Raw genomic sequence first — 19,682 nt, forward strand, 5'->3', positions numbered from 1 at the left:
CTGCAGTATCGATTCTCAATAGATTCCGCTTCGAAGTAAAAAAGATATTGTTGATCACCCATAAGGAAAACGGATGTTTGATTACAAATTGCTTTCTGCTCTCTCTGCGGTCATTGAACAGGGAGGCTTCGAACGAGCAGCCCAGGTTCTTGGTCTGTCCCAACCCGCAGTGTCACAGCGAATCAAGCTATTGGAGGCCAGGGTCGGCCGTCCGGTGTTAGTGCGCGTGACGCCACCGGTGCCAACCGAGATAGGGCGGCGGCTGCTTTATCATGTTCAGCAGGTGCGGTTACTTGAGCGTGATCTTCAGAGTCATGTGCCTTCTCTGGATGAAGACGGGTCCCCGGAACGCCTGCGTGTCGCCCTGAACGCTGACAGCCTGGCGACATGGTGGGCGCGATCAGTGGGCGATTTTTGCGCCGAGCAGAATTTGTTGCTGGATCTGGTCGTCGAGGATCAAGCGGTCAGTCTCAGGCGTATGCGTGCTGGTGAGGTGGCGGCCTGTGTGTGTGCCACTGAACGGCCAATGGCGGGGGCGCGCAGTCTGTTGCTCGGTGCCATGCGCTACCGCGCAGTGGCGAGTCCGGAGTTTATCGCCCGACATTTTCCGAACGGTATCAATGCCCAGTTGATTGCCCGCACGCCGGCGCTGGTGTTTGGCCCCGACGATTTTCTGCAGCACCGTTATCTCGCAGCCTTGGGCGTGCTCGGAAGTTTCGAGCACCATTTCTGTCCGTCATCAGAAGGATTTATACGACTGACAGAGGCCGGATTGGGTTGGGGTCTGGTTCCGGAGTTGCAGATTCTCGATCATCTGCAGCGTGGCTTGCTGGTCGAGTTGATACCCGACAAGCCAACCGATGTGCCGTTGTACTGGCACCATTGGCGCAATAGTGGCGAGTTGTTGGGCAAGCTGACCGAACATCTCGCGCAATCATCAAAACGATGGTTGGTGCCGCTGGATTCCCTGGCAAACATTCCTCGCCATATCGCTTCCATTCATCAGCCACGTTTCCCGATGCCCACTGAGCACGACAGTCATTCCTGTCTGACGATGAGCAGCAAAGTATAAGAACGTTGTGTTGAACTGAAACAGGACTGTCAGGTGGGGATAACGCGCCCCCTGGCAGTTTCGGCTCAGCCGTTCAGGTCACGGCCGCCACACTTTCCAACCGATAGCCGTAGCCATAAATTGTCAGCAGTTGCCAGCCACGATCCGCCGTCAGTCCGAGCTTGTTGCGCAGGCGATATATATGCGTGTCCAACGGTCGCGACGAAGCCATTTCCTCATGGGGCCAGAACCGTTCATACAGGTAGTCCCGCGACAATGGCCGTCCGAGGTTGCTGAACAGGCAACGCGCGAGACGGTATTCCCGTTCGGTCATGACGATCGGCTTGCCCTCGCGGGTGACCGTCAGTTCCGCATCGTCAAACGCCAAGTCATTGAAACTCAGCACTTCGGCAGCGGCTGGACGCTGTTGACTGTGCCGGCGCAATACCGCCGCCACGCGTGCTTTCAGTTCATTGGGACGGAACGGTTTACTCACGTAATCGTCGGCGCCTGCGTTCAAGGCCTGGACGATATCGCTTTCGCCATCGCGACTGGTCAGCATGATCGCTGCCGGTGGCGCTTCCATGTGCTCGCGGGTCCAGCGCAGCAGGGCCAGACCCGTGAGATCGGGTAACTGCCAATCGAGGATCAGCAGGTCGAAGGTTTCCCGGCGTAGCTGTCGCAGCAGATCTTCACCACGCTCGAAGCTGTGCAGCGACCACGGCTGCTCGCCAGCGTCGGCCATTTGCTGCAGGGTTTGCTCGACCCGACGCAGTTCGGCGGGTTCGTCGTCCAGTATCGCAACGCGCATACGCGATGATTCCTTGATGCTTGGGCAGTTGGCCGACAACCATAGTCGCTCCGCCATTGCTGGGAAAGTAAGCGGCCCGCCATTGGTCGACGTCCGCTATGATTCTTCGGTCTACGTCTCAGACCTGTGGCCCATGAAACCATTCACATCGCCCTGCCCTGTTTCCCTATGAACAACAATCGTCGGCGTGAAAGCCGAGAGCCGAGCCAAGTGCAGCGACTGTTTCGACAGCTGGTGCGCGAGTGGTTGTGGATAAGTCTAGTGCTGTTGCCGCTGACTGCGCTGTTGTCGTATCGCGCGCAGGTCAATCTGCACGATGCAACGCCTGTTACGGGAGCGTTGTTATCGGTAGGGCTGGTGGCTTGTGTGCTGGGGTTGCTGTTGTGGCGACCGCGATGGGCACTTTGGCTAACGCTGATCGGCATGGCGTGTGTGTTGTTGATCAGTGCCGGGCTAGCGGAAATGCGCCACTGGTGGTCGCCGACACCGGCGGTGCTGGGTATGTTGTTCGGCTATTTGATCTGGAACTGGCGGCGTCTGAGTGTGGTGCTGACGTATTTCGGCTGGGAGCTGGCGCGGCTGGACAGCGAGCCGAAAGTGTTCCCCGAACGTCGTCGTACGCAATTTACCGGGACTGATCGCTTGCAGGGCCAGATCATGGCGCTTGAACAGGCCATGAGTCGCACCCGAGATACCCGTCGCTTTATTGCCGACGGTCTGGAGTACTTGCCCGTCGCCACACTGATCAGCGATCCCAGAGGCCAGATCCTGTTGGGCAATCGCAAGGCTCGTCAGCTATTCGATCACAATCTGGTGGGGGACGACGTCCTCGATCAACTGGCCAGCCTCGGTTATCCGGAGTTGTCCACAGAGCCGCGCCCGTCGCTGTCGGCCATGCCGTTGTTGGAGTTTCGCGATCACAAGGAACGCAGCCTGCGCCTGGAGCGTGCCGCACTGCTGCCGGTGGACGGAGACACGCCAATCGGTTGGCTGCTGAGCCTTACCGATCTCAGCGCCGAACGTGCTGCCGAGGAACAACGTGGAGTATTACTGCGCTTTCTTTCCCATGATCTGCGTGCCCCGCATTCGGCCATCCTCGCCCTGCTCGATGTTCATCGCCATCAGGCCCAGGTGGATTCGCCGTTGTTCGACCAGATCGAGCGCCAGGTGCGTCGCGCGCTGGATCTGACCGATGGTTTCGTCTTGCTGGCGCGGGCCGAGTCCGAGGCCTATCAGTTCCAGCCGAGCCTGTTCGCGATGTTGGTGCTGGACGTGCTGGATCAGGCTTTGCCCATCGCCCAGCAGAAACGTATCGAACTGCTGCACGACATGGATGAGCAATCCCAGGAGCGCCTGATCATGGCTGACCAGGGACTACTGACGCGTGCGCTGTTCAACCTGCTGGAAAACGCGATCAAGTACAGCCCGGCAGACACCACGATTGAACTACGAGTCAGTTGCCACGGAGAGTGGCTATGTTGCGAACTGACCGATCAAGGCAAAGGCATCGCCGAACAAGAGTTGCCTGATCTGTTCAGTCAGTACCGACGCTTTTCCTCGGCCCAGGGCATCGACGGCGTGGGCCTCGGCCTGTCGATGGTCAAAGCGGTGGTCGATCACCATGGCGGCAGAATCGAATGCCGCAGCATGGTCGATCAAGGCACCACGTTCCTGCTTGAGTTACCGTTGATCCCCGAATGATCAGGCACAAAAAAACCGGCTATATCAGCCGGTTTTTTTACTTCCGAAAAAAACTTATGCACCTTTTACAGTGTTTTATGAGCTTGAGAAATATGTAAGTAAATCAATCACTTAATTTCAATATTCAAGCGTTTTCAACAAAACCGTACACAGGTTATCCACAAAATCTCAGACAGCGATCTGATCACTTGCCGCCGGTGCCTGCGGGGCCGGTGGCAGCGAACCCATTTCCCGCTGAGTCTTCTCGTTCCAGGCTTGCACCCGGTCGTTCAGCTCGGCGATGGCGCGAGGGCCAGTACCGTCGGCGTACATCGGCTCGCCGATGACGACAGTGATAACGCCAGACTTCTTGCCCCAACCGATTTTCGGCCAGAACTTGCCGGCATTGTGTGCAATCGGCAGGACCGGAAGCGCCGCATTCACCGCCAAAGCGCTACCACTGCGGGAGAATTTGCCGACAGTGCCGTAAGGAACACGCGTACCTTCCGGGAAGATCAGCACCCAAACGTTGTCCTTGAGCAGTTCATCACCTTTGGCGGCGACCTGTTTCAAAGCAGCTTTCGGGTTGTCGCGATCAATCGCGATCGGCCGCAACATGGCCATGGCCCAGCCGAAGAACGGCACGTAAAGCAATTCGCGTTTGAGCACTTGGCTCAATGGCGAAAAATAGGCGGAGAGAAAGAACGTCTCCCAGGTGCTCTGATGGTTCGACTGAATCACGCAGGGCCGGTCAGGTACGTTTTCCGCACCTTTGATTTCGTAACGAATACCGAGGAACACCTTGGTCAACCACAAGGCGCAACGGCACCAGTACACGTTGATAAAACGATAGCGCGCCTTGAACGGCAGAAACGGCGCGATAAAAAAACTCAAGCTGCACCACAGCAGGGAGGTGGTGCCCAGCAGCAGGTAAAAGAGAAAAATCCTGATGGCCCGCAGTATCGACATAGTGACGTTTACCGTTACGGGGCAATGCCCGAGTGTTCAAGCGCACTCCCGATCAATCCCTGGTCAGGAAATTCAGAAGTACTCTAGTTGTGGATAAGTTCTGCGGCAATCGCCGCCAGATCGTCAAAAATCAGAGTGCCAACCGGCAGGGTTTTGCCCTGAGTCTTTGCGCCTTTTCCGGTCGTTACCAAAACTGGCTGTGAATCGACGGCTTTGGCGGCCTCCAGGTCACCAAGGCTGTCGCCGACGAACCAGACATTGTTCAGTTCGACGTTGTAATGCGCCGCGATGGTTTTCAACATCCCCGGTTTCGGCTTGCGGCAATCGCAGCCTTCGTCCGGCCCATGCGGGCAATACACGATCAGCCCGACTTCACCGCCCTGCTCCGCGACCAGTTCGCGCAAGCGCGCGTGCATGGCATCCAGGGTGGCGAGGTCGTAATAGCCGCGCGCAATGCCCGACTGGTTGGTGGCCACTGCCACCGTCCAGCCGGCCTTGCTCAACTGCGCAATCGCTTCGATCGAGCCGGGCAACGGAATCCACTCCGCCACTGACTTGATGTAAGCGTCGGAGTCGTAATTGATCACTCCGTCCCGATCGAGAATCAGCAGTTTCAACAGCAATCCCTCAACCCAGCAGCGAAATGTCGGCAACACCGAGGAACAGACCACGCAAACGCGCCAACAGCGCGTAACGGTTGGCCCGCACATTGGCGTCGTCGGCATTGACCATCACCGCGTCGAAGAACGCATCGACCGGCTCACGCAATGCCGCCAGGCGTGCCAGCGATTCGTTGTACTGACGGGCAGCGGCCATTGGCTGTACAGCCTGATCCGCTTGCTGGATCGCCGAGTACAGCGAGAACTCATTGGCGTTGTCGAAGTACTTGGCTTGCACCTCGGTCGGTACCGCGCCTTCGAGTTTGCTCAACAGGTTCGATACACGCTTGTTCACCGCCGCCAGCGCTGCCGCTTCCGGCAGTTTGCGGAAGGCTTGCACCGCTTGCACACGTTGGTCGAAGTCCAGCGCCGAACCCGGCTTCAGGGCACGTACCGACAGGTAAGTGGCTACTTCGACGCCTTCATCTTCGTAACGCGCACGCAGACGGTCGAAGATGAATTCCAGAACGGCTTCGTTGAGACCGGCTGCCTTCACCTTGGCACCGAACGCATTCACCGCGAATGCGACGGCGTCGTTCAGGTCCAGATCGAGTTTTTTCTCGATCAGGATACGCAGCACACCCAGTGCCGCGCGGCGCAGGGCATACGGGTCTTTGCTACCGGTGGGGAGCATGCCGATACCGAAGATACCGACCAGGGTGTCGAGCTTGTCGGCGATGGCAACGGCTGCACCGGTCAGGGTCGCTGGCAGTTCTGCACCGGCACCGCGTGGCATGTACTGCTCGTTGAGCGCCAGCGCGACGTCTTCCGGCTCGCCGTCATTGAGGGCGTAGTAGTAACCGGCGACACCTTGCATCTCCGGGAACTCGCCGACCATTTCGGTGGCCAGGTCGCACTTCGACAGCAGGCCCGCACGAGCAGCCCACGAGGCGTTGCCGCCAATGCGTGCGGCGATGTACGCAGCCAGTTTCGATACGCGCTCGGCCTTGTCGTAGACGCTGCCGAGTTTTTCCTGGAACACCACGTTCTTCAGGCGATCATTGAAGGCTTCGAGTTTCTGCTTCTTGTCTTGCTTGAAGAAGAACTCGGCGTCGGTCAGGCGTGGACGAACCACTTTCTCGTTACCGGCGATGATCTGTTGCGGGTCTTTGCTTTCGATGTTGGCCACAGTAATGAAACGTGGCAGCAACTTGCCGTCGGCATCCAGCAGGCAGAAGTACTTCTGGTTGTCCTGCATGGTGGTGATCAGCGCTTCTTGCGGCACGTCGAGGAAGCGTTCCTCGAACGAGCACACCAGCGGCACCGGCCATTCAACCAGCGCGGTCACTTCGTCGAGCAGTGCTGGCGGAACGATTGCCGTGCCTTCCTGACGGGTGGCCAGCTCTTCGGTGCGCTTGCTGATGATCTCGCGACGTTCGTTGGCATCGGCCAGCACGTAAGCGGCACGCAGGTCGGCGAGGTAGCTCGACGGCGAACCGATGCGCACGCTTTGCGGGTGATGGAAACGGTGACCACGGGAATCACGGCCAGCCTTTTGCGCGAGGATGGTGCAGTCGATGACCTGGTCACCGAGCAGCATCACCAGCCATTGGGTCGGACGCACGAACTCTTCCTTGCGCGCACCCCAACGCATGCGTTTCGGGATTGGCAGGTCGTTCAGCGAATCTTCGACGATGGTCGGCAGCAGGCTTGCGGTCGGCTTGCCGGCGATGCTCTGGCTGTAGCGCAGTTTCGGGCCGCTCTGATCGATTTCGCTCAGATCGACGCCGCACTTCTTGGCAAAACCCAAGGCTGCTTGCGTTGGATTGCCTTCAGCGTCGAACGCCGCCTGACGTGGCGGGCCATCGAGGTTGATGCTGCGATCCGGTTGCTGAGTCGCCAGCGCGGTGATCAGCACAGCCAGACGACGCGGCGCGGCGTAGACGGTTTTAGTCTCGTAGCTCAGGCCAGCGGCTTGCAGGCCCTTGTCGATACCGGCGAGGAACGCTTCAGCCAAGGTGTTCAGGGCTTTCGGTGGCAGTTCTTCGGTGCCCAGTTCAACCAGAAAATCTTGCGCACTCATTGTGCTGCCTCCAGCTTGGCCAGTACTTCGTCACGCAGGTCCGGGGTCGCCATCGGGAAGCCCAGCTTGGCGCGTGCCAGCAGGTAGGCTTGCGCAACGGAACGCGCCAGGGTGCGTACGCGCAGAATGTATTGCTGACGCGCGGTCACCGAGATCGCCCGGCGCGCATCCAGCAGGTTGAAGGTGTGCGACGCCTTCAACACCATTTCGTAGCTCGGCAACGGCAGCGGCTGGTCGAGCTCGATCAGACGCTTGGCTTCGCCTTCATAGAAGTCGAACAGTTCGAACAGTTTGTCGACGTTGGCGTGCTCGAAGTTGTAAGTGGACTGCTCCACTTCGTTCTGGTGGAACACGTCGCCGTAGGTGACTTTGCCCATCGGGCCGTCAGCCCAGACCAGGTCGTAGACCGAGTCCACGCCTTGCAGGTACATGGCCAGACGCTCGAGACCGTAGGTGATCTCGCCGGTTACCGGGTAGCATTCGATGCCGCCCGCCTGCTGGAAGTAAGTGAACTGAGTCACTTCCATACCGTTCAGCCAGACTTCCCAGCCCAGACCCCAGGCGCCGAGGGTCGGCGATTCCCAGTTGTCTTCGACGAAGCGAATGTCGTGGACCAGCGGGTCCAGGCCGACATGCTTGAGCGAGCCCAGGTACAGTTCCTGGAAGTTGTCCGGGTTCGGTTTCAGGACGACCTGGAACTGATAGTAGTGCTGCAGACGGTTCGGGTTTTCACCGTAACGGCCGTCAGTCGGACGGCGGCTTGGCTGCACGTAAGCGGCGTTCCAGGTTTCCGGGCCGATGGCGCGGAGGAAGGTCGCGGTGTGGAAAGTGCCGGCGCCTACTTCCATATCGTAGGGCTGAAGTACCACGCAACCTTGCTCGGCCCAGTATTGCTGGAGCGCGAGGATCAAGTCTTGGAAGGTACGCACGGCTGGCGTAGGCTGGCTCACGAAATTCACCTGTTTCTTGGGCTGCGATTTAAAGAGCGGGAGTATACCCGATTCATTGCTGCGCACGCCCCCTGGAGCCTTATGCCACGCTGCTTTTGGTGTACCGAAGATCCGCTGTACATGGCTTATCACGACCAGGAGTGGGGCACGCCGCTACGCGATGCGCAGGGTTTGTTCGAGTTGCTTTTGCTCGAAGGGTTCCAGGCCGGGCTGTCCTGGATCACCGTGCTGCGCAAACGCGAGCGTTATCGCGAGGTGTTGTTCGGCTTTGACGTACAGCGCGTGGCGCAGATGAGCGACGCCGAAATCGACAAGTTGATGCTCGATCCGGGGATCATCCGCAACCGCCTCAAACTCAATGCCGCCCGCCGTAATGCCCAGGCCTGGCTGGCGCTGGAGGACCCGGTGGCGTTCCTCTGGTCGTTCGTCGGTGACCAACCGATCATCAATCATTTCAAGGATCGCAGCGAAGTCCCGGCGATCACCCCCGAAGCGCTGGCGATGAGCAAAGCCTTGAAAAAGGCCGGGTTCACGTTCGTCGGCCCGACCATTTGCTACGCATTGATGCAAGCCTCGGGCATGGTCATGGATCACACTCAGGATTGCGACCGCTACGCGCAGCTCGTCAACGGCGGTTAGAATGGCCGCCTCGCGCACCGCACAAGATCAGGAGTGACCTGTGGAAAAGTTTAAAGGCGCCTTGCTGGTAGGCGCTCTGCGGCTGTTTGCCCTGCTGCCATGGCGGGCCGTGCAGGCCGTGGGTTCGGCGATCGGCTGGATCATGTGGAAAACCCCCAACCGCTCCCGCGACGTGGTGCGGATCAACCTAGCGAAATGTTTTCCACAGATGGATACGGCCGAACGTGAGCGTCTGGTCGGGCAGAGCCTGAAAGACATCGGCAAGTCGCTGACCGAAAGCGCCTGCGCGTGGATCTGGCCAGCGCAGCGCTCGATCGACCTGGTGCGCGAAGTCGAAGGCCTCGACGTGCTGAAAGACGCTCTGGCCTCGGGCAAAGGCGTAGTCGGCATCACCAGCCACCTTGGTAACTGGGAAGTGCTCAATCACTTCTATTGCAGCCAGTGTAAGCCGATCATTTTCTACCGTCCGCCGAAGCTCAAGGCTGTGGATGAATTGCTGCGCAAACAGCGCGTGCAACTGGGCAACAAAGTCGCCGCGTCGACCAAGGAAGGCATCCTCAGCGTCATCAAGGAAGTGCGCAAAGGTGGTGCAGTGGGCATTCCCGCTGACCCGGAACCGGCCGAATCCGCCGGGATCTTCGTGCCGTTCTTCGCCACGCAAGCGCTGACCAGCAAATTCGTGCCGAACATGTTGGCCGGTGGCAAAGCCGTCGGCGTGTTCCTGCATGCGTTGCGCCTGCCCGATGGATCTGGCTACAAAGTGATCCTCGAAGCCGCGCCAGAAGCCATGTACAGCACCGATACCGCCGAATCCTGCGCAGCGATGAGCAAAGTCGTCGAGCGTTATGTGGCAGCGTATCCGAGCCAGTACATGTGGAGCATGAAGCGCTTCAAAAAGCGTCCGCCGGGCGAAGAGCGCTGGTATTGAGCTGATTGGCATGATCTGTGGATAACTTCTCTGGTGAGGTTATCCACAACCGTTCATCAAAGGGCGCAACAAGATGTCCGAACACCGCAAATCTTTCCGCATCAAGATTACCCACGACAGCTTTGGCGAATGCCTCGGGCAGACGCGCAATCTGTCGCCCACCGGGGTGTTTGTGCAGCATCCGGTTTTGGCTTCTTTGCCCAAAGGTGCAGTGGTTTACGGCCAGGTGCAGGGGTTACCCACAGGCGCGCCGCGGGTGCGTATGGAAGTGGTGACGGTAGATGCCGACGGTATCGGACTTCGCTACCTTTGATTTACTGCGCCTGACGATCCAGCTTCTTCAGAAACACCGTCATTTCCTTTTCGGCCTGCTTGTCGCCATGGGCGCGGGCCGCTTCCAGACCTTGTTCCCACGCTTGCCGCGCGGCGGCGTGATCGCCCAGCGCCAGATGCGCCTTGCCCAATAGTTTCCATGCGGCCGAATACTTGGGGTCGAAGGCGACACAGCGTTGGAAATGCTCGGCGGCCTTGGCGTTTTCGCCCAGATCCAGATAGCCCTTGCCCAGGCCGAAGCGCAGCAGGGAGTTATCCACACCCTTGGCGAGCATTTTTTCCAGGGATTCGAGCATCGGTGGGTTCCTTTTCTAGCGCGTCAGAAAGATCTGCGATACCGCCATCGCTGGCAAGCCAGCTCCCACAAGGATCTCGGGTGCACATCACATTTGTGAACAACCGAAAAACCCTGTGGGAGCTGGCTTGCCAGCGATGGGGCCAATGAAGGCACCGCTCATTCAGGATCAGAAGAAGCTCAACCCCACATGGAACAGCTTCTCCACATCGCGAATATGCTTTTTATCCACAAGGAACAAAATCACATGGTCGCCCGCTTCGATCACCGTGTCGTCGTGGGCAATGATCACTTGTTCATTGCGGATCACCGCACCAATCGTGGTGCCCGGCGGCAGCCCGATCTTCTCGATCGGTTTGCCGATGACCTTGCTCGACTTCGCATCACCGTGAGCAATCGCCTCGATCGCTTCTGCGGCACCGCGACGCAATGAATGCACGCTGACGATATCGCCACGGCGCACGTGGGCCAGCAGCGTGCCGATGGTCGCCAGCTGCGGGCTGATGGCGATGTCGATGTCGCCGCCCTGGATCAGATCAACGTAGGCCGGGTTGTTGATGATCGTCATGACCTTTTTCGCCCCCAGCCGTTTGGCCAGCAGCGACGACATGATGTTGGCTTCGTCATCGTTGGTCAGCGCGAGAAAAATGTCGGCGTCGGCGATGTTCTCTTCCAGCAGCAAATCACGGTCAGAAGCGCTGCCCTGCAACACCACGGTGCTGTCGAGGGTGTCGGAGAGATAACGGCAACGCGCCGGGCTCATCTCGATGATTTTCACCTGATAACGGCTTTCGATGGCCTCGGCCAGACGCTCGCCGATCTGCCCGCCACCGGCAATGACAATGCGTTTGTAGGTTTCGTCGAGGCGGCGCATTTCGCTCATCACTGCGCGAATATTCTCACGGGCAGCGATGAAGAAGACTTCGTCATCGGCCTCGATCACCGTATCGCCCTGCGGCAGAATCGGTCGGTCACGGCGGAAAATTGCGGCGACGCGGGTCTCGACGTTCGGCATGTGTTCACGCAACTGACGCAGTTGCTGACCCACCAACGGCCCGCCGTAATAGGCGCGCACCGCCACCAGTTGCGCCGCGCCTTCAGCGAAATCGATCACCTGCAAAGCGCCGGGATGCTGGATCAGGCGCTTGATGTAGTTGGTCACCACTTGCTCGGGGCTGATCAACACGTCGACCGGAATCGCTTCGTTCTGGAACAGCTGTTCCTCGCGATTGAGGTAAGACGCTTCGCGCACCCGGGCGATTTTGGTCGGGGTGTGGAACAGGGTGTGGGCCACCTGGCAGGCGACCATGTTGGTCTCGTCGCTGTTGGTCACCGCCACCAGCATATCGGCGTCGTCGGCACCGGCCTGACGCAGCACCGACGGCAGCGAGCCACGGCCCTGCACGGTGCGGATGTCGAGGCGGTCGCCGAGGTCGCGCAGGCGTTCGCCGTCGGTGTCGACCACCGTAATGTCGTTGGCTTCACTGGCCAAATGCTCGGCCAGCGAACCGCCGACCTGTCCCGCACCGAGGATGATGATTTTCATCCAGTCACTCCGTTGAATCCGTTTAGCCGCGCGCGGCAGCGATCTTGATCAGCTTGGCGTAGTAGAACCCGTCATGCCCGCCCTGTTGGGCCAGCAATTGGCGACCATGGGGCTGTTTGATCCCGGCCGTGGTGGCCAGATCCAGTTCGCGGGCACCCGGGGTGCGCTCGAGGAACGCAGCGATGACTTCAGTGTTTTCGGTCGGCAGCGTTGAGCAGGTGGCGTACAGCAGGATGCCGCCGACTTCGAGGGTTTTCCACATGGCGTCGAGCAGCTCGCCTTGCAATTGCGCGAGGGCAACGATGTCGTCGGGCTGACGGGTCAGCTTGATGTCTGGATGGCGGCGAATCACGCCAGTGGCCGAGCATGGTGCGTCGAGCAGGATGCGCTGGAACGGTTTGCCGTCCCACCATTTCTCGGTGTCGCGACCGTCGGCGGCGATCAGTTCGGCATTCAGACCAAGGCGTTCAAGGTTTTCCTTAACCCGCACCAGTCGTTTGGCTTCCAGATCCACCGCTACCACGCCGGCCAGCGCCGGTTCGGCTTCGAGAATGTGGCAGGTCTTGCCACCAGGGGCGCAACAGGCGTCGAGCACGCGTTGGCCCGGCGCCAGATCAAGCAGATCGGCAGCCAGTTGCGCGGCCTCGTCCTGCACGCTGATCCAGCCTTCGGCGAAACCTGGCAGGCTGCGCACGTCGGCAGCGGCTTCGAGAATGATGCCGTCGCGGCTGTAAACGCATGGCGTCGCAGCAATGCCCGCCTCGGTCAGCAGACCAAGGTAGGCGTCGCGGCTGTGATGGCGGCGGTTGACCCGCAGAATCATCGGCGGATGCGCATTGTTCGCTTCGCAAATGGCTTCCCACTGCTCAGGCCAGAAGGCCTTGAGGGATTTTTGCAGCCAGCGCGGGTGAGCAGTGCGCACCACCGGATCACGTTCCAGTTCGGCGAAAATTGTTTCGCTTTCGCGCTGGGCGTTGCGCAACACGGCGTTGAGCAGGCCTTTGGCCCACGGCTTTTTCAACTTGTCGGCGCAACCGACGGTTTCGCCGATGGCGGCGTGGGCCGGCACGCGGGTGTAGAGCAATTGGTAGAGACCGACCAGCAGCAGCGCTTCGACATCGGCGTCGGCGGCCTTGAACGGTTTCTGCAGCAGTTTTTCCGCCAGCGCCGACAGGCGTGGCTGCCATCGCGCAGTGCCGAACGCCAGATCCTGAGTGAAACCGCGATCGCGATCCTCGACTTTGTCCAGTTGCGTCGGCAGGGAGCTGTTCAGCGAGGCTTTGCCGCTGAGCACGGCGGCGAGTGCCTTGGCGGCGGCCAGACGCGGGTTCATTGCGCGTCCACCGCTGCGCCGAGTACGGTGCCGAGAGCAAATTTCTCACGGCGGCTGTTGAACAGGTCGCTGAAGTTCAGTGCCTTGCCGCCAGGCAATTGCAGACGGGTCAGGCACAGCGCTTGTTCGCCGCAAGCGACGACCAGGCCGTCCTTGCTGGCGCTGAGGATTTCACCCGGCGCGCCATTGCCCTCGGCAAGCGTCGCCGCCAGAACTTTCAGTGCTTCACCGTTAAGGGTGCTGTGGGTGATCGGCCATGGGTTGAAGGCGCGCACCAGTCGCTCCAGCTCAACCGCCGGGCGGCTCCAGTCGATGCGTGCTTCGTCCTTGTTGAGCTTGTGCGCGTAGGTGGCGAGCTCGTCGTTTTGCACTTCGCCTTCCAGCGTGCCAGCAGCCAGACCGGCAATCGCTTGCACCACGGCCGGCGGACCCATCTCGGCGAGACGATCATGCAAGGAGCCGCCAGTGTCTTCACCGGTGATCGGCGTGACGACCTTGAGCAACATCGGCCCGGTGTCGAGGCCGGCCTCCATGCGCATTACGGTAACGCCGCTCTCGGCATCACCGTGTTCGACGGCGCGCTGGATCGGCGCCGCACCGCGCCAGCGTGGCAGCAACGAGGCATGGCTGTTGATGCAGCCCAGACGCGGAATATCCAGCACCACTTGCGGCAGGATCAGGCCGTAGGCGACCACCACCAGCAAGTCCGGTTTCAGCGCGGCCAGTTCAGCTTGAGCCTCAGGGTTGCGTAAAGTCGGCGGCTGCAACACCTGGATATTATTTTCCAGGGCGAGCTGCTTGACCGGGCTGGGCATCAGTTTTTGCCCGCGACCGGCCGGGCGATCCGGTTGGGTGTAGACCGCAACGATCTCGTAGGGGCTGTTCAGCAGGGCCTTGAGGTGTTCGGCGGCGAATTCCGGGGTGCCGGCAAAAACGATGCGCAGTGGCTCAGTCATGAAGGGCGTCTCATAAAAAGAAAAAGGCTTGCCGCAGCAAGCCTTTGAAGGAGGGGCATCAAGCGTTCTGGCGGTGCTGCTTTTCCAGTTTCTTCTTGATCCGGTCGCGTTTGAGCGTGGACAGGTAATCGACGAACAATTTGCCGTTGAGGTGGTCGCATTCGTGCTGGATGCACACCGCGAGCAGGCCTTCGGCGATCAGCTCATAAGGCTTGCCGTCGCGGTCCAGCGCCTTGATCTTGACCTTTTGCGGGCGGTCGACGTTTTCATAGAAGCCCGGTACCGACAGGCAGCCTTCCTGGTATTGGTCCATTTCTTCGGTCAGCGATTCGAACTCGGGGTTGATGAACACCCGCGGTTCGGTGCGGTCTTCGGAAAGGTCCATCACGACGATACGTTTGTGCACGTTGACCTGGGTCGCGGCAAGGCCGATGCCCGGCGCTTCATACATTGTTTCAAACATGTCATCGACCAACTGACGCACTTCGTCGTCCACTACAGCCACAGGCTTGGCGATAGTGCGCAGACGCGGGTCCGGGAATTCGAGGATGTTTAAAATGGCCATAGGCTTTGATTGCTGCACACGTTGAGTAAAGTCGGGCGATGGCCTGGCAGGTCCGAAGATGCAGGCTACCGTTGTGAAGCGTAGCTTGTGCATTTTGCACAAGCGAGCCACGGGGGCTCTGACGGTTCACGCGAATGCACATGATAAAGGGATTCACTGCATGAGGAAAACACTACTCGCCCTGCTGCTGTTGGCTTCGGCCGGCGTGGTGCAAGGGCAAGTGCAACTCAGGGATGGTTTTCCACAGCAATACACGGTGGTTTCGGGGGACACACTCTGGGACATATCCGGCAAATACCTGCGCGAGCCCTGGCAGTGGCCACAACTGTGGCGGGCCAATCCGCAAATTGAAAACCCCAACCTGATCTATCCCGGCGACACGCTGACCCTCAGTTATGTCGACGGTCAGCCGCGTCTGACCGTCAATCGCGGCGAGTCGCGCGGCACCATCAAGCTCTCGCCACGGATCCGTACCAGCCCGGTGGCCGAGGCGATTCCGAGCATTCCGCTGAAATCCATCAACAGCTTTCTGCTGAGCAATCGCATCGTCGACAAGGCCGAGGACTTCGACAAGGCGCCGTACATCGTCGCCGGCGATGCCGAACGCGTGCTCAGCGGTACCGGTGACCGCATCTTCGCTCGCGGCCATTTCGACCCCGATCAACCGGTCTACGGCATCTTCCGTCAGGGCAAGGTCTACACCGATCCGCAGACCAAGGAGTTCCTCGGGATCAATGCCGACGACATCGGTGGCGGTGAGATTGTCGCGACCGAAGGCGACGTCGCCACTCTCGCCCTGCAACGCACCACTCAGGAAGTACGCCTCGGCGATCGTTTGTTCAGCGGCGAAGAGCGCTCGATCAACTCGACCTTCATGCCCAGCGCACCAACGACCAACATCAACGGAGTGATCATCGATGTGCCGCGCGGTGTTACCCAGATTGGCGTGATGGACGTGGTCACGTTGAACAAGGGCAAGCGCGACGGTCTGGCCGAAGGCAACGTGTTGGTGGTGATGAAAACCGGCGAAACCGTGCGTGATCGCATCACCGGTCAGCCGCTGAAAATTCCCGATGAGCGCGCCGGTTTGCTGATGGTGTTCCGCACCTACGACAAACTCAGCTATGGCCTCGTGCTCAACGCATCGCGCTCGCTGGCGGTGCTCGACAAGGTGCGAAATCCGTAAGCTTGCTTCACAAGTTACCAACAGAGTTATCCACAGCTTGTTCCGAATGGTTCGGGACTTATAACGATCAAGGATGATCCATGATGCTGTCTGTCTGCACGCCGGTTTCGCCAGCGGAACTGGAAGCGCGTCTGCGCCTGCACCGCTTGCCGGACATCGGTCCGAAGCGGTTTGCCAAATTGCTCGAAGCTTTCGGCTCGGCGTCCAAAGCCATCAGCGCGCCAGCGAGTGCCTGGCGCTCGCTGGGAATGCCGGCGGCCTGCGCCGAAGCGCGACGCTGTCCTGAGGTGCGCGATGGCGCGAGCCATGCAATGCGCTGGCTAGAGCGGTCGGATCATCATTTGCTGATGTGGGATCAGGCGGATTATCCGGCGCTGCTGGCACAGATTCCGGATCCACCGCCGTTGCTGTTTGTCGCCGGGGATCCACTGATTCTGGAAAAACCGCAACTGGCAATGGTGGGTAGCCGACGCGCTTCGCGTCCGGGAATGGACACGGCAGCGGCGTTTTCCCGCAGCCTCGCCGGGGCCGGTTTTGTCATCACCAGCGGTCTGGCACTGGGCATTGATGCCGCTGCGCATCAGGCGGCACTGGATGTCGGTGGCTTGACCGTCGGTGTGTTGGGTACCGGGCTGGAAAATTTTTATCCACAGCGCAATCGGCGCCTGGCTGACGCGATGATCGCGTCCGGCAGCGCAGTGCTTTCGGAGTTTCCGCTGGATGCCGGGCCGACGGCGAGCAACTTCCCGCGTCGTAACCGGATCATCAGCGGATTGTCTCTGGGAGTGCTGGTGGTCGAGGCCAGCGTTGCCAGCGGTTCATTGATCACTGCGCGGCTGGCAGCCGAACAGGGGCGCGAGGTGTATGCGATTCCCGGCTCGATTCATCACCCCGGCGCGCGCGGTTGTCACCAATTGATTCGCGACGGCGCGGTGTTGGTGGAAACCATCGAGCACATCCTCGAAGCCCTGCGTGGCTGGCAGCATTTGCCATTGTCCGCAGACACCGCGAAAGTCGATCATCCATTGCTCATATTGCTGCACGCCGCGCCGCACACCAGCGAAGGCTTGGCCGACAGCAGCGGCTGGGCGTTACCGAAAGTGCTGGCGGCACTCACCGAACTGGAAATGGACGGCCGCGCGGTATGCGAAAACGGTCGCTGGTTGGCCAGGACAAGCTAGGTTTTACAAGGAAGATCGGTAAACTGCGCGAAACCTGATTGCGGAGAGTTTTTTCATGGTCAACAGTTGGCGTGTGCAACAAGCCGCACGAGAGATTCGCGCCGGGGCGGTGATTGCCTATCCAACCGAAGCCGTCTGGGGGCTGGGTTGCGACCCATGGAACGAAGAGGCCGTGGATCGGTTGCTGGCGATCAAGAATCGATCGGTGGTCAAAGGGCTGATTCTGGTTGCCGACAATATTCGCCAGTTCGATTTTCTGTTCGAAGACTTCCCGCCAGAGTGGATCGACCGCATGGCCAGCACCTGGCCGGGGCCGAACACTTGGCTGGTGCCGCATCAAGGTTTGTTGCCCGAATGGGTGACCGGTATGCACGACACCGTGGCGCTACGGGTCAGTGATCACCCGCAGGTGCGCGATCTGTGCTCGATGGTCGGGCCGTTGATTTCGACCTCTGCCAACCCACAGGGGCGCCCGGCAGCGCGCACCCGCTTGCGGGTTGAGCAATATTTCCGTGGGCAGATCGATCTGATACTGGGCGGGCAACTGGGTGGGCGCAAGAACCCCAGCGTGATTCGTGATCTGGCGACCGGCAAAGTCATCCGTCCCGACTGATCCAGCCTCTAACATTAGTAACGTGAGTACTCCTCGCCTTGACGGCGAGGAGTACTACGCGTGCCTGCGATTTATCCTGCAATGATGCTTGTTGTTGCGTCGGAAAAATCATCAACTATCTGAATTAACTGAATTTTCCCACCTGATTATCAGACCGCGTTTCGTGGCGGTATCGCCAAAAGCAACCATCCTTTCCCTGCACTCGAAACACTTCGATAAGTTAAGGTCTGCGGAGAAAGAATGGACACTACGGATTTGCAACTCACGGAATACTTGCAGACGCTTCAGGTGACGTTAAACAGTCATCAGGAGGGATGCCGGATCGTGATGCTTGAAGCGGGGTCGGATACCCAAGTGTTCGATCGGTTTATCGAACGGCAATTTCGGCTTCGGCTGCAGCATTACATGCTGACGTCCAGGGCGCGGATGCTCGAAACCCGACTGGCGACACGGCCGCGAAGTACCCACTTTCTGTTGTATCGGCACGATCAGTTGCTGGCGGTATTGAGGGCCACTCCGGCGCCGTTCGAGTGGGCTTCACTGGCGCAGCAGCATGTTTCGCCCACGGTGGCGTTGTCACGCCATGTCGAACTCAGTCGCTTGATCTCGTACGCGCCCAGCGAACAGCCTATTGCCGTCGACAGTCTGATGGCGGCCGCTGCCGAGTGGGCCATAAAACAGGGCTATCAAGGTGTCACTGCGTTGTGCAGGGCATCGCAGCTGCGCCTGTACCAGCGTTTCGGTCTGATGCCGGTTGCCTCCAATCCCATGCATATCGAACAGCGCGCACGCGGGGATTACTGGGTGCTGTCAGCCGAGTGGCGGCAAATCCTCGCAGCGTTGCAACAGCCTGATTCCGCGACTGTCGGTCATCGGACGCCAAGACCGTCGGCGGCTCATCCACAGAAGTACTGAGCACGCTCGAAGCGTCCTGTCAGTCATGGATCTGAAACCCTGACTGGCAGGACGCCGGGAGGTATCAAGGCAGCAGGACGGTGGAACCGGTGGTGCGGCGTGCCGACAGTTCGGTTTGCGCCTTCGCCGCATCAGCCAGTGGATAACGCTGGCTGATGTCCACCTTCAACTTGCCGCTGATGATCATCTCGAACAATTCATCGGCCATCCGCTGCAGGTTTTCGGCATTGTTGGCATAAGTTGCCAGTGTCGGCCGGGTTACGTAGAGCGAGCCTTTGGCGGCAAGAATGCCCAGATTGACCCCGTCCACCGCGCCGGAAGCATTACCGAAGCTTACGACCAGACCGCGCGGCGACACACTGTCGAGAGAGGTCAGCCAGGTGTCCTTGCCGACGCCGTCATAGACCACCGGGACTTTCTTGCCATCGGTCAACTCCAGCACGCGTTGCGCAACGTTTTCGTGGCTGTAATCGATGGTCGCCCAGGCGCCATTGGCCTTGGCCAGCTCGGCCTTTTCTTTGGAGCTGACGGTGCCGATCAGCTTTACGCCCAAGGCCTTGGCCCATTGGCAGGCGAGCGAACCGACACCCCCTGCCGCAGCGTGGAACAGAATGGTTTCACCGCCCTTGAGCTCATAAGTCTGACGCAACAGATACTGCACGGTCAGGCCTTTGAGCATGACCCCGGCAGCCGTTTCGAAGCTGATTTCGTCGGGCAGGTGCACCAGATTGTCCTGGGGCAGCACATGCAATTCGCTGTAGGCCCCCAACGGGCCGCTGCCGTAGGCCACGCGATCACCGACCTTGAAGCGGGTGACGTCGCTGCCCACGGCCTCGACGATGCCCGCACCTTCAGCGCCCAGGCCGGACGGCAAGGCTGGCGGCGCATACAGGCCGCTACGGAAATAGGTATCGATGAAGTTCAGGCCGATGGCCTTGTTGGCAACGCGTACCTGATTCGGGCCGGGGGTGGCGGGTTGATAGTCAACATATTCGAGCACTTCGGGGCCGCCGTGGGCGCGGAACTGGATACGCTTTGCCATTTGCCTG

General features: G+C 59.7%; 20 protein-coding genes. 9 read left to right on the forward strand and 11 right to left on the reverse strand.

The features are described from left to right. Positions 1-73: 73 nt before the first annotated feature. Positions 74-1,072 carry a LysR family transcriptional regulator ArgP gene (locus ACZZ0A_RS25765; RefSeq protein WP_007911875.1) on the forward strand — a complete coding sequence of 333 codons (999 nt, stop codon included), beginning with the start codon at positions 74-76 and terminating at the stop codon, positions 1,070-1,072. Positions 1,073-1,145: 73 nt separating this feature from the next. Here the strand turns inward: ACZZ0A_RS25765 and ACZZ0A_RS25770 are convergent, their stop codons facing one another. Continuing rightward, on the reverse strand, positions 1,146-1,862 hold the full coding sequence (locus ACZZ0A_RS25770; protein WP_007911873.1) for a response regulator transcription factor: 717 nt from the start codon (positions 1,860-1,862) through the stop codon (positions 1,146-1,148). A gap of 168 nt (positions 1,863-2,030) precedes the next feature. On the opposite strand from ACZZ0A_RS25770, the gene ACZZ0A_RS25775 reads away from it, so the two are divergent. After that, positions 2,031-3,563 carry a sensor histidine kinase gene (locus ACZZ0A_RS25775; protein WP_095113129.1) on the forward strand — a complete coding sequence of 511 codons (1,533 nt, stop codon included), beginning with the start codon at positions 2,031-2,033 and terminating at the stop codon, positions 3,561-3,563. 168 nt (positions 3,564-3,731) lie between these two features. Here the strand turns inward: ACZZ0A_RS25775 and ACZZ0A_RS25780 are convergent, their stop codons facing one another. From ACZZ0A_RS25780 to glyQ, 4 genes are all read right to left on the reverse strand, one after another. Further along, a complete protein-coding gene (locus ACZZ0A_RS25780) occupies positions 3,732-4,511 on the reverse strand; it encodes a lysophospholipid acyltransferase family protein (protein WP_463543900.1) in 780 nt (259 codons plus the stop codon). 83 nt (positions 4,512-4,594) lie between these two features. Beyond that, positions 4,595-5,134 (reverse strand): D-glycero-beta-D-manno-heptose 1,7-bisphosphate 7-phosphatase, encoded by a 540-nt coding sequence (gmhB, locus tag ACZZ0A_RS25785; protein WP_463543901.1) that lies wholly within the window; start codon positions 5,132-5,134, stop codon positions 4,595-4,597. A 4-nt stretch (positions 5,135-5,138) separates the two neighbouring features. Continuing rightward, on the reverse strand, positions 5,139-7,193 hold the full coding sequence (gene glyS, locus ACZZ0A_RS25790; RefSeq protein ID WP_007911868.1) for a glycine--tRNA ligase subunit beta: 2,055 nt from the start codon (positions 7,191-7,193) through the stop codon (positions 5,139-5,141). Continuing rightward, positions 7,190-8,143: a glycine--tRNA ligase subunit alpha gene (gene glyQ, locus ACZZ0A_RS25795; protein ID WP_034152298.1), complete on the reverse strand. Its 954-nt coding sequence runs from the start codon at positions 8,141-8,143 to the stop codon at positions 7,190-7,192. The genes glyS and glyQ overlap by 4 nt, the downstream gene beginning before the upstream one ends. Positions 8,144-8,224: 81 nt before the next feature. Between glyQ and ACZZ0A_RS25800 the strand changes: the two genes are divergently transcribed. From ACZZ0A_RS25800 to ACZZ0A_RS25810, 3 genes are all read left to right on the forward strand, one after another. Next, positions 8,225-8,782 (forward strand): DNA-3-methyladenine glycosylase I, encoded by a 558-nt coding sequence (locus ACZZ0A_RS25800; RefSeq protein ID WP_463543902.1) that lies wholly within the window; start codon positions 8,225-8,227, stop codon positions 8,780-8,782. 40 nt (positions 8,783-8,822) lie between these two features. Next, entirely contained in the window at positions 8,823-9,710 is an 888-nt protein-coding gene (locus ACZZ0A_RS25805) for a lysophospholipid acyltransferase (RefSeq protein WP_463543903.1), read from the forward strand. Positions 9,711-9,783: 73 nt separating this feature from the next. Continuing rightward, positions 9,784-10,023, forward strand: coding sequence for a PilZ domain-containing protein (locus ACZZ0A_RS25810; protein ID WP_007911864.1), 240 nt, complete (start codon positions 9,784-9,786; stop codon positions 10,021-10,023). 1 nt (position 10,024) lies between these two features. Here ACZZ0A_RS25810 and ACZZ0A_RS25815 read toward each other — a convergent pair whose 3' ends face one another. The 5 genes from ACZZ0A_RS25815 to def form a co-directional block, all read right to left on the reverse strand. Beyond that, positions 10,025-10,339 carry a tetratricopeptide repeat protein gene (locus ACZZ0A_RS25815; RefSeq protein WP_007911863.1) on the reverse strand — a complete coding sequence of 105 codons (315 nt, stop codon included), beginning with the start codon at positions 10,337-10,339 and terminating at the stop codon, positions 10,025-10,027. A gap of 168 nt (positions 10,340-10,507) precedes the next feature. Continuing rightward, a complete protein-coding gene (trkA, locus tag ACZZ0A_RS25820; protein ID WP_007911861.1) occupies positions 10,508-11,884 on the reverse strand; it encodes a Trk system potassium transporter TrkA in 1,377 nt (458 codons plus the stop codon). A gap of 22 nt (positions 11,885-11,906) precedes the next feature. Beyond that, positions 11,907-13,217 carry a 16S rRNA (cytosine(967)-C(5))-methyltransferase RsmB gene (gene rsmB, locus ACZZ0A_RS25825; protein WP_007911860.1) on the reverse strand — a complete coding sequence of 437 codons (1,311 nt, stop codon included), beginning with the start codon at positions 13,215-13,217 and terminating at the stop codon, positions 11,907-11,909. After that, positions 13,214-14,173 (reverse strand): methionyl-tRNA formyltransferase, encoded by a 960-nt coding sequence (gene fmt / locus ACZZ0A_RS25830; RefSeq protein WP_123376028.1) that lies wholly within the window; start codon positions 14,171-14,173, stop codon positions 13,214-13,216. Before fmt ends, rsmB begins: the two co-directional genes overlap by 4 nt. 58 nt (positions 14,174-14,231) lie before the next feature. After that, positions 14,232-14,738: a peptide deformylase gene (gene def / locus ACZZ0A_RS25835; protein ID WP_038359594.1), complete on the reverse strand. Its 507-nt coding sequence runs from the start codon at positions 14,736-14,738 to the stop codon at positions 14,232-14,234. A gap of 160 nt (positions 14,739-14,898) precedes the next feature. On the opposite strand from def, the gene ACZZ0A_RS25840 reads away from it, so the two are divergent. The 4 genes from ACZZ0A_RS25840 (at position 14,899) to ACZZ0A_RS25855 (ending at position 18,633) form a co-directional block, all read left to right on the forward strand. Continuing rightward, positions 14,899-15,924 (forward strand): LysM peptidoglycan-binding domain-containing protein, encoded by a 1,026-nt coding sequence (locus ACZZ0A_RS25840; RefSeq protein WP_007911857.1) that lies wholly within the window; start codon positions 14,899-14,901, stop codon positions 15,922-15,924. Positions 15,925-16,004: 80 nt separating this feature from the next. Further along, positions 16,005-17,105, forward strand: a complete 1,101-nt coding sequence (gene dprA, locus ACZZ0A_RS25845) for a DNA-processing protein DprA (protein ID WP_007911856.1) — start codon at positions 16,005-16,007, stop codon at positions 17,103-17,105. 55 nt (positions 17,106-17,160) lie between these two features. Beyond that, positions 17,161-17,718: an L-threonylcarbamoyladenylate synthase type 1 TsaC gene (gene tsaC / locus ACZZ0A_RS25850; protein WP_007911854.1), complete on the forward strand. Its 558-nt coding sequence runs from the start codon at positions 17,161-17,163 to the stop codon at positions 17,716-17,718. A gap of 240 nt (positions 17,719-17,958) precedes the next feature. Continuing rightward, positions 17,959-18,633, forward strand: coding sequence for a hypothetical protein (locus ACZZ0A_RS25855; RefSeq protein ID WP_007911853.1), 675 nt, complete (start codon positions 17,959-17,961; stop codon positions 18,631-18,633). A gap of 64 nt (positions 18,634-18,697) precedes the next feature. Here the strand turns inward: ACZZ0A_RS25855 and ACZZ0A_RS25860 are convergent, their stop codons facing one another. Beyond that, positions 18,698-19,675 (reverse strand): quinone oxidoreductase family protein, encoded by a 978-nt coding sequence (locus ACZZ0A_RS25860; RefSeq protein WP_007911852.1) that lies wholly within the window; start codon positions 19,673-19,675, stop codon positions 18,698-18,700. Positions 19,676-19,682: the final 7 nt, after the last annotated feature.

It is taken from the genome of Pseudomonas sp. AC242 (assembly GCF_979258655.1).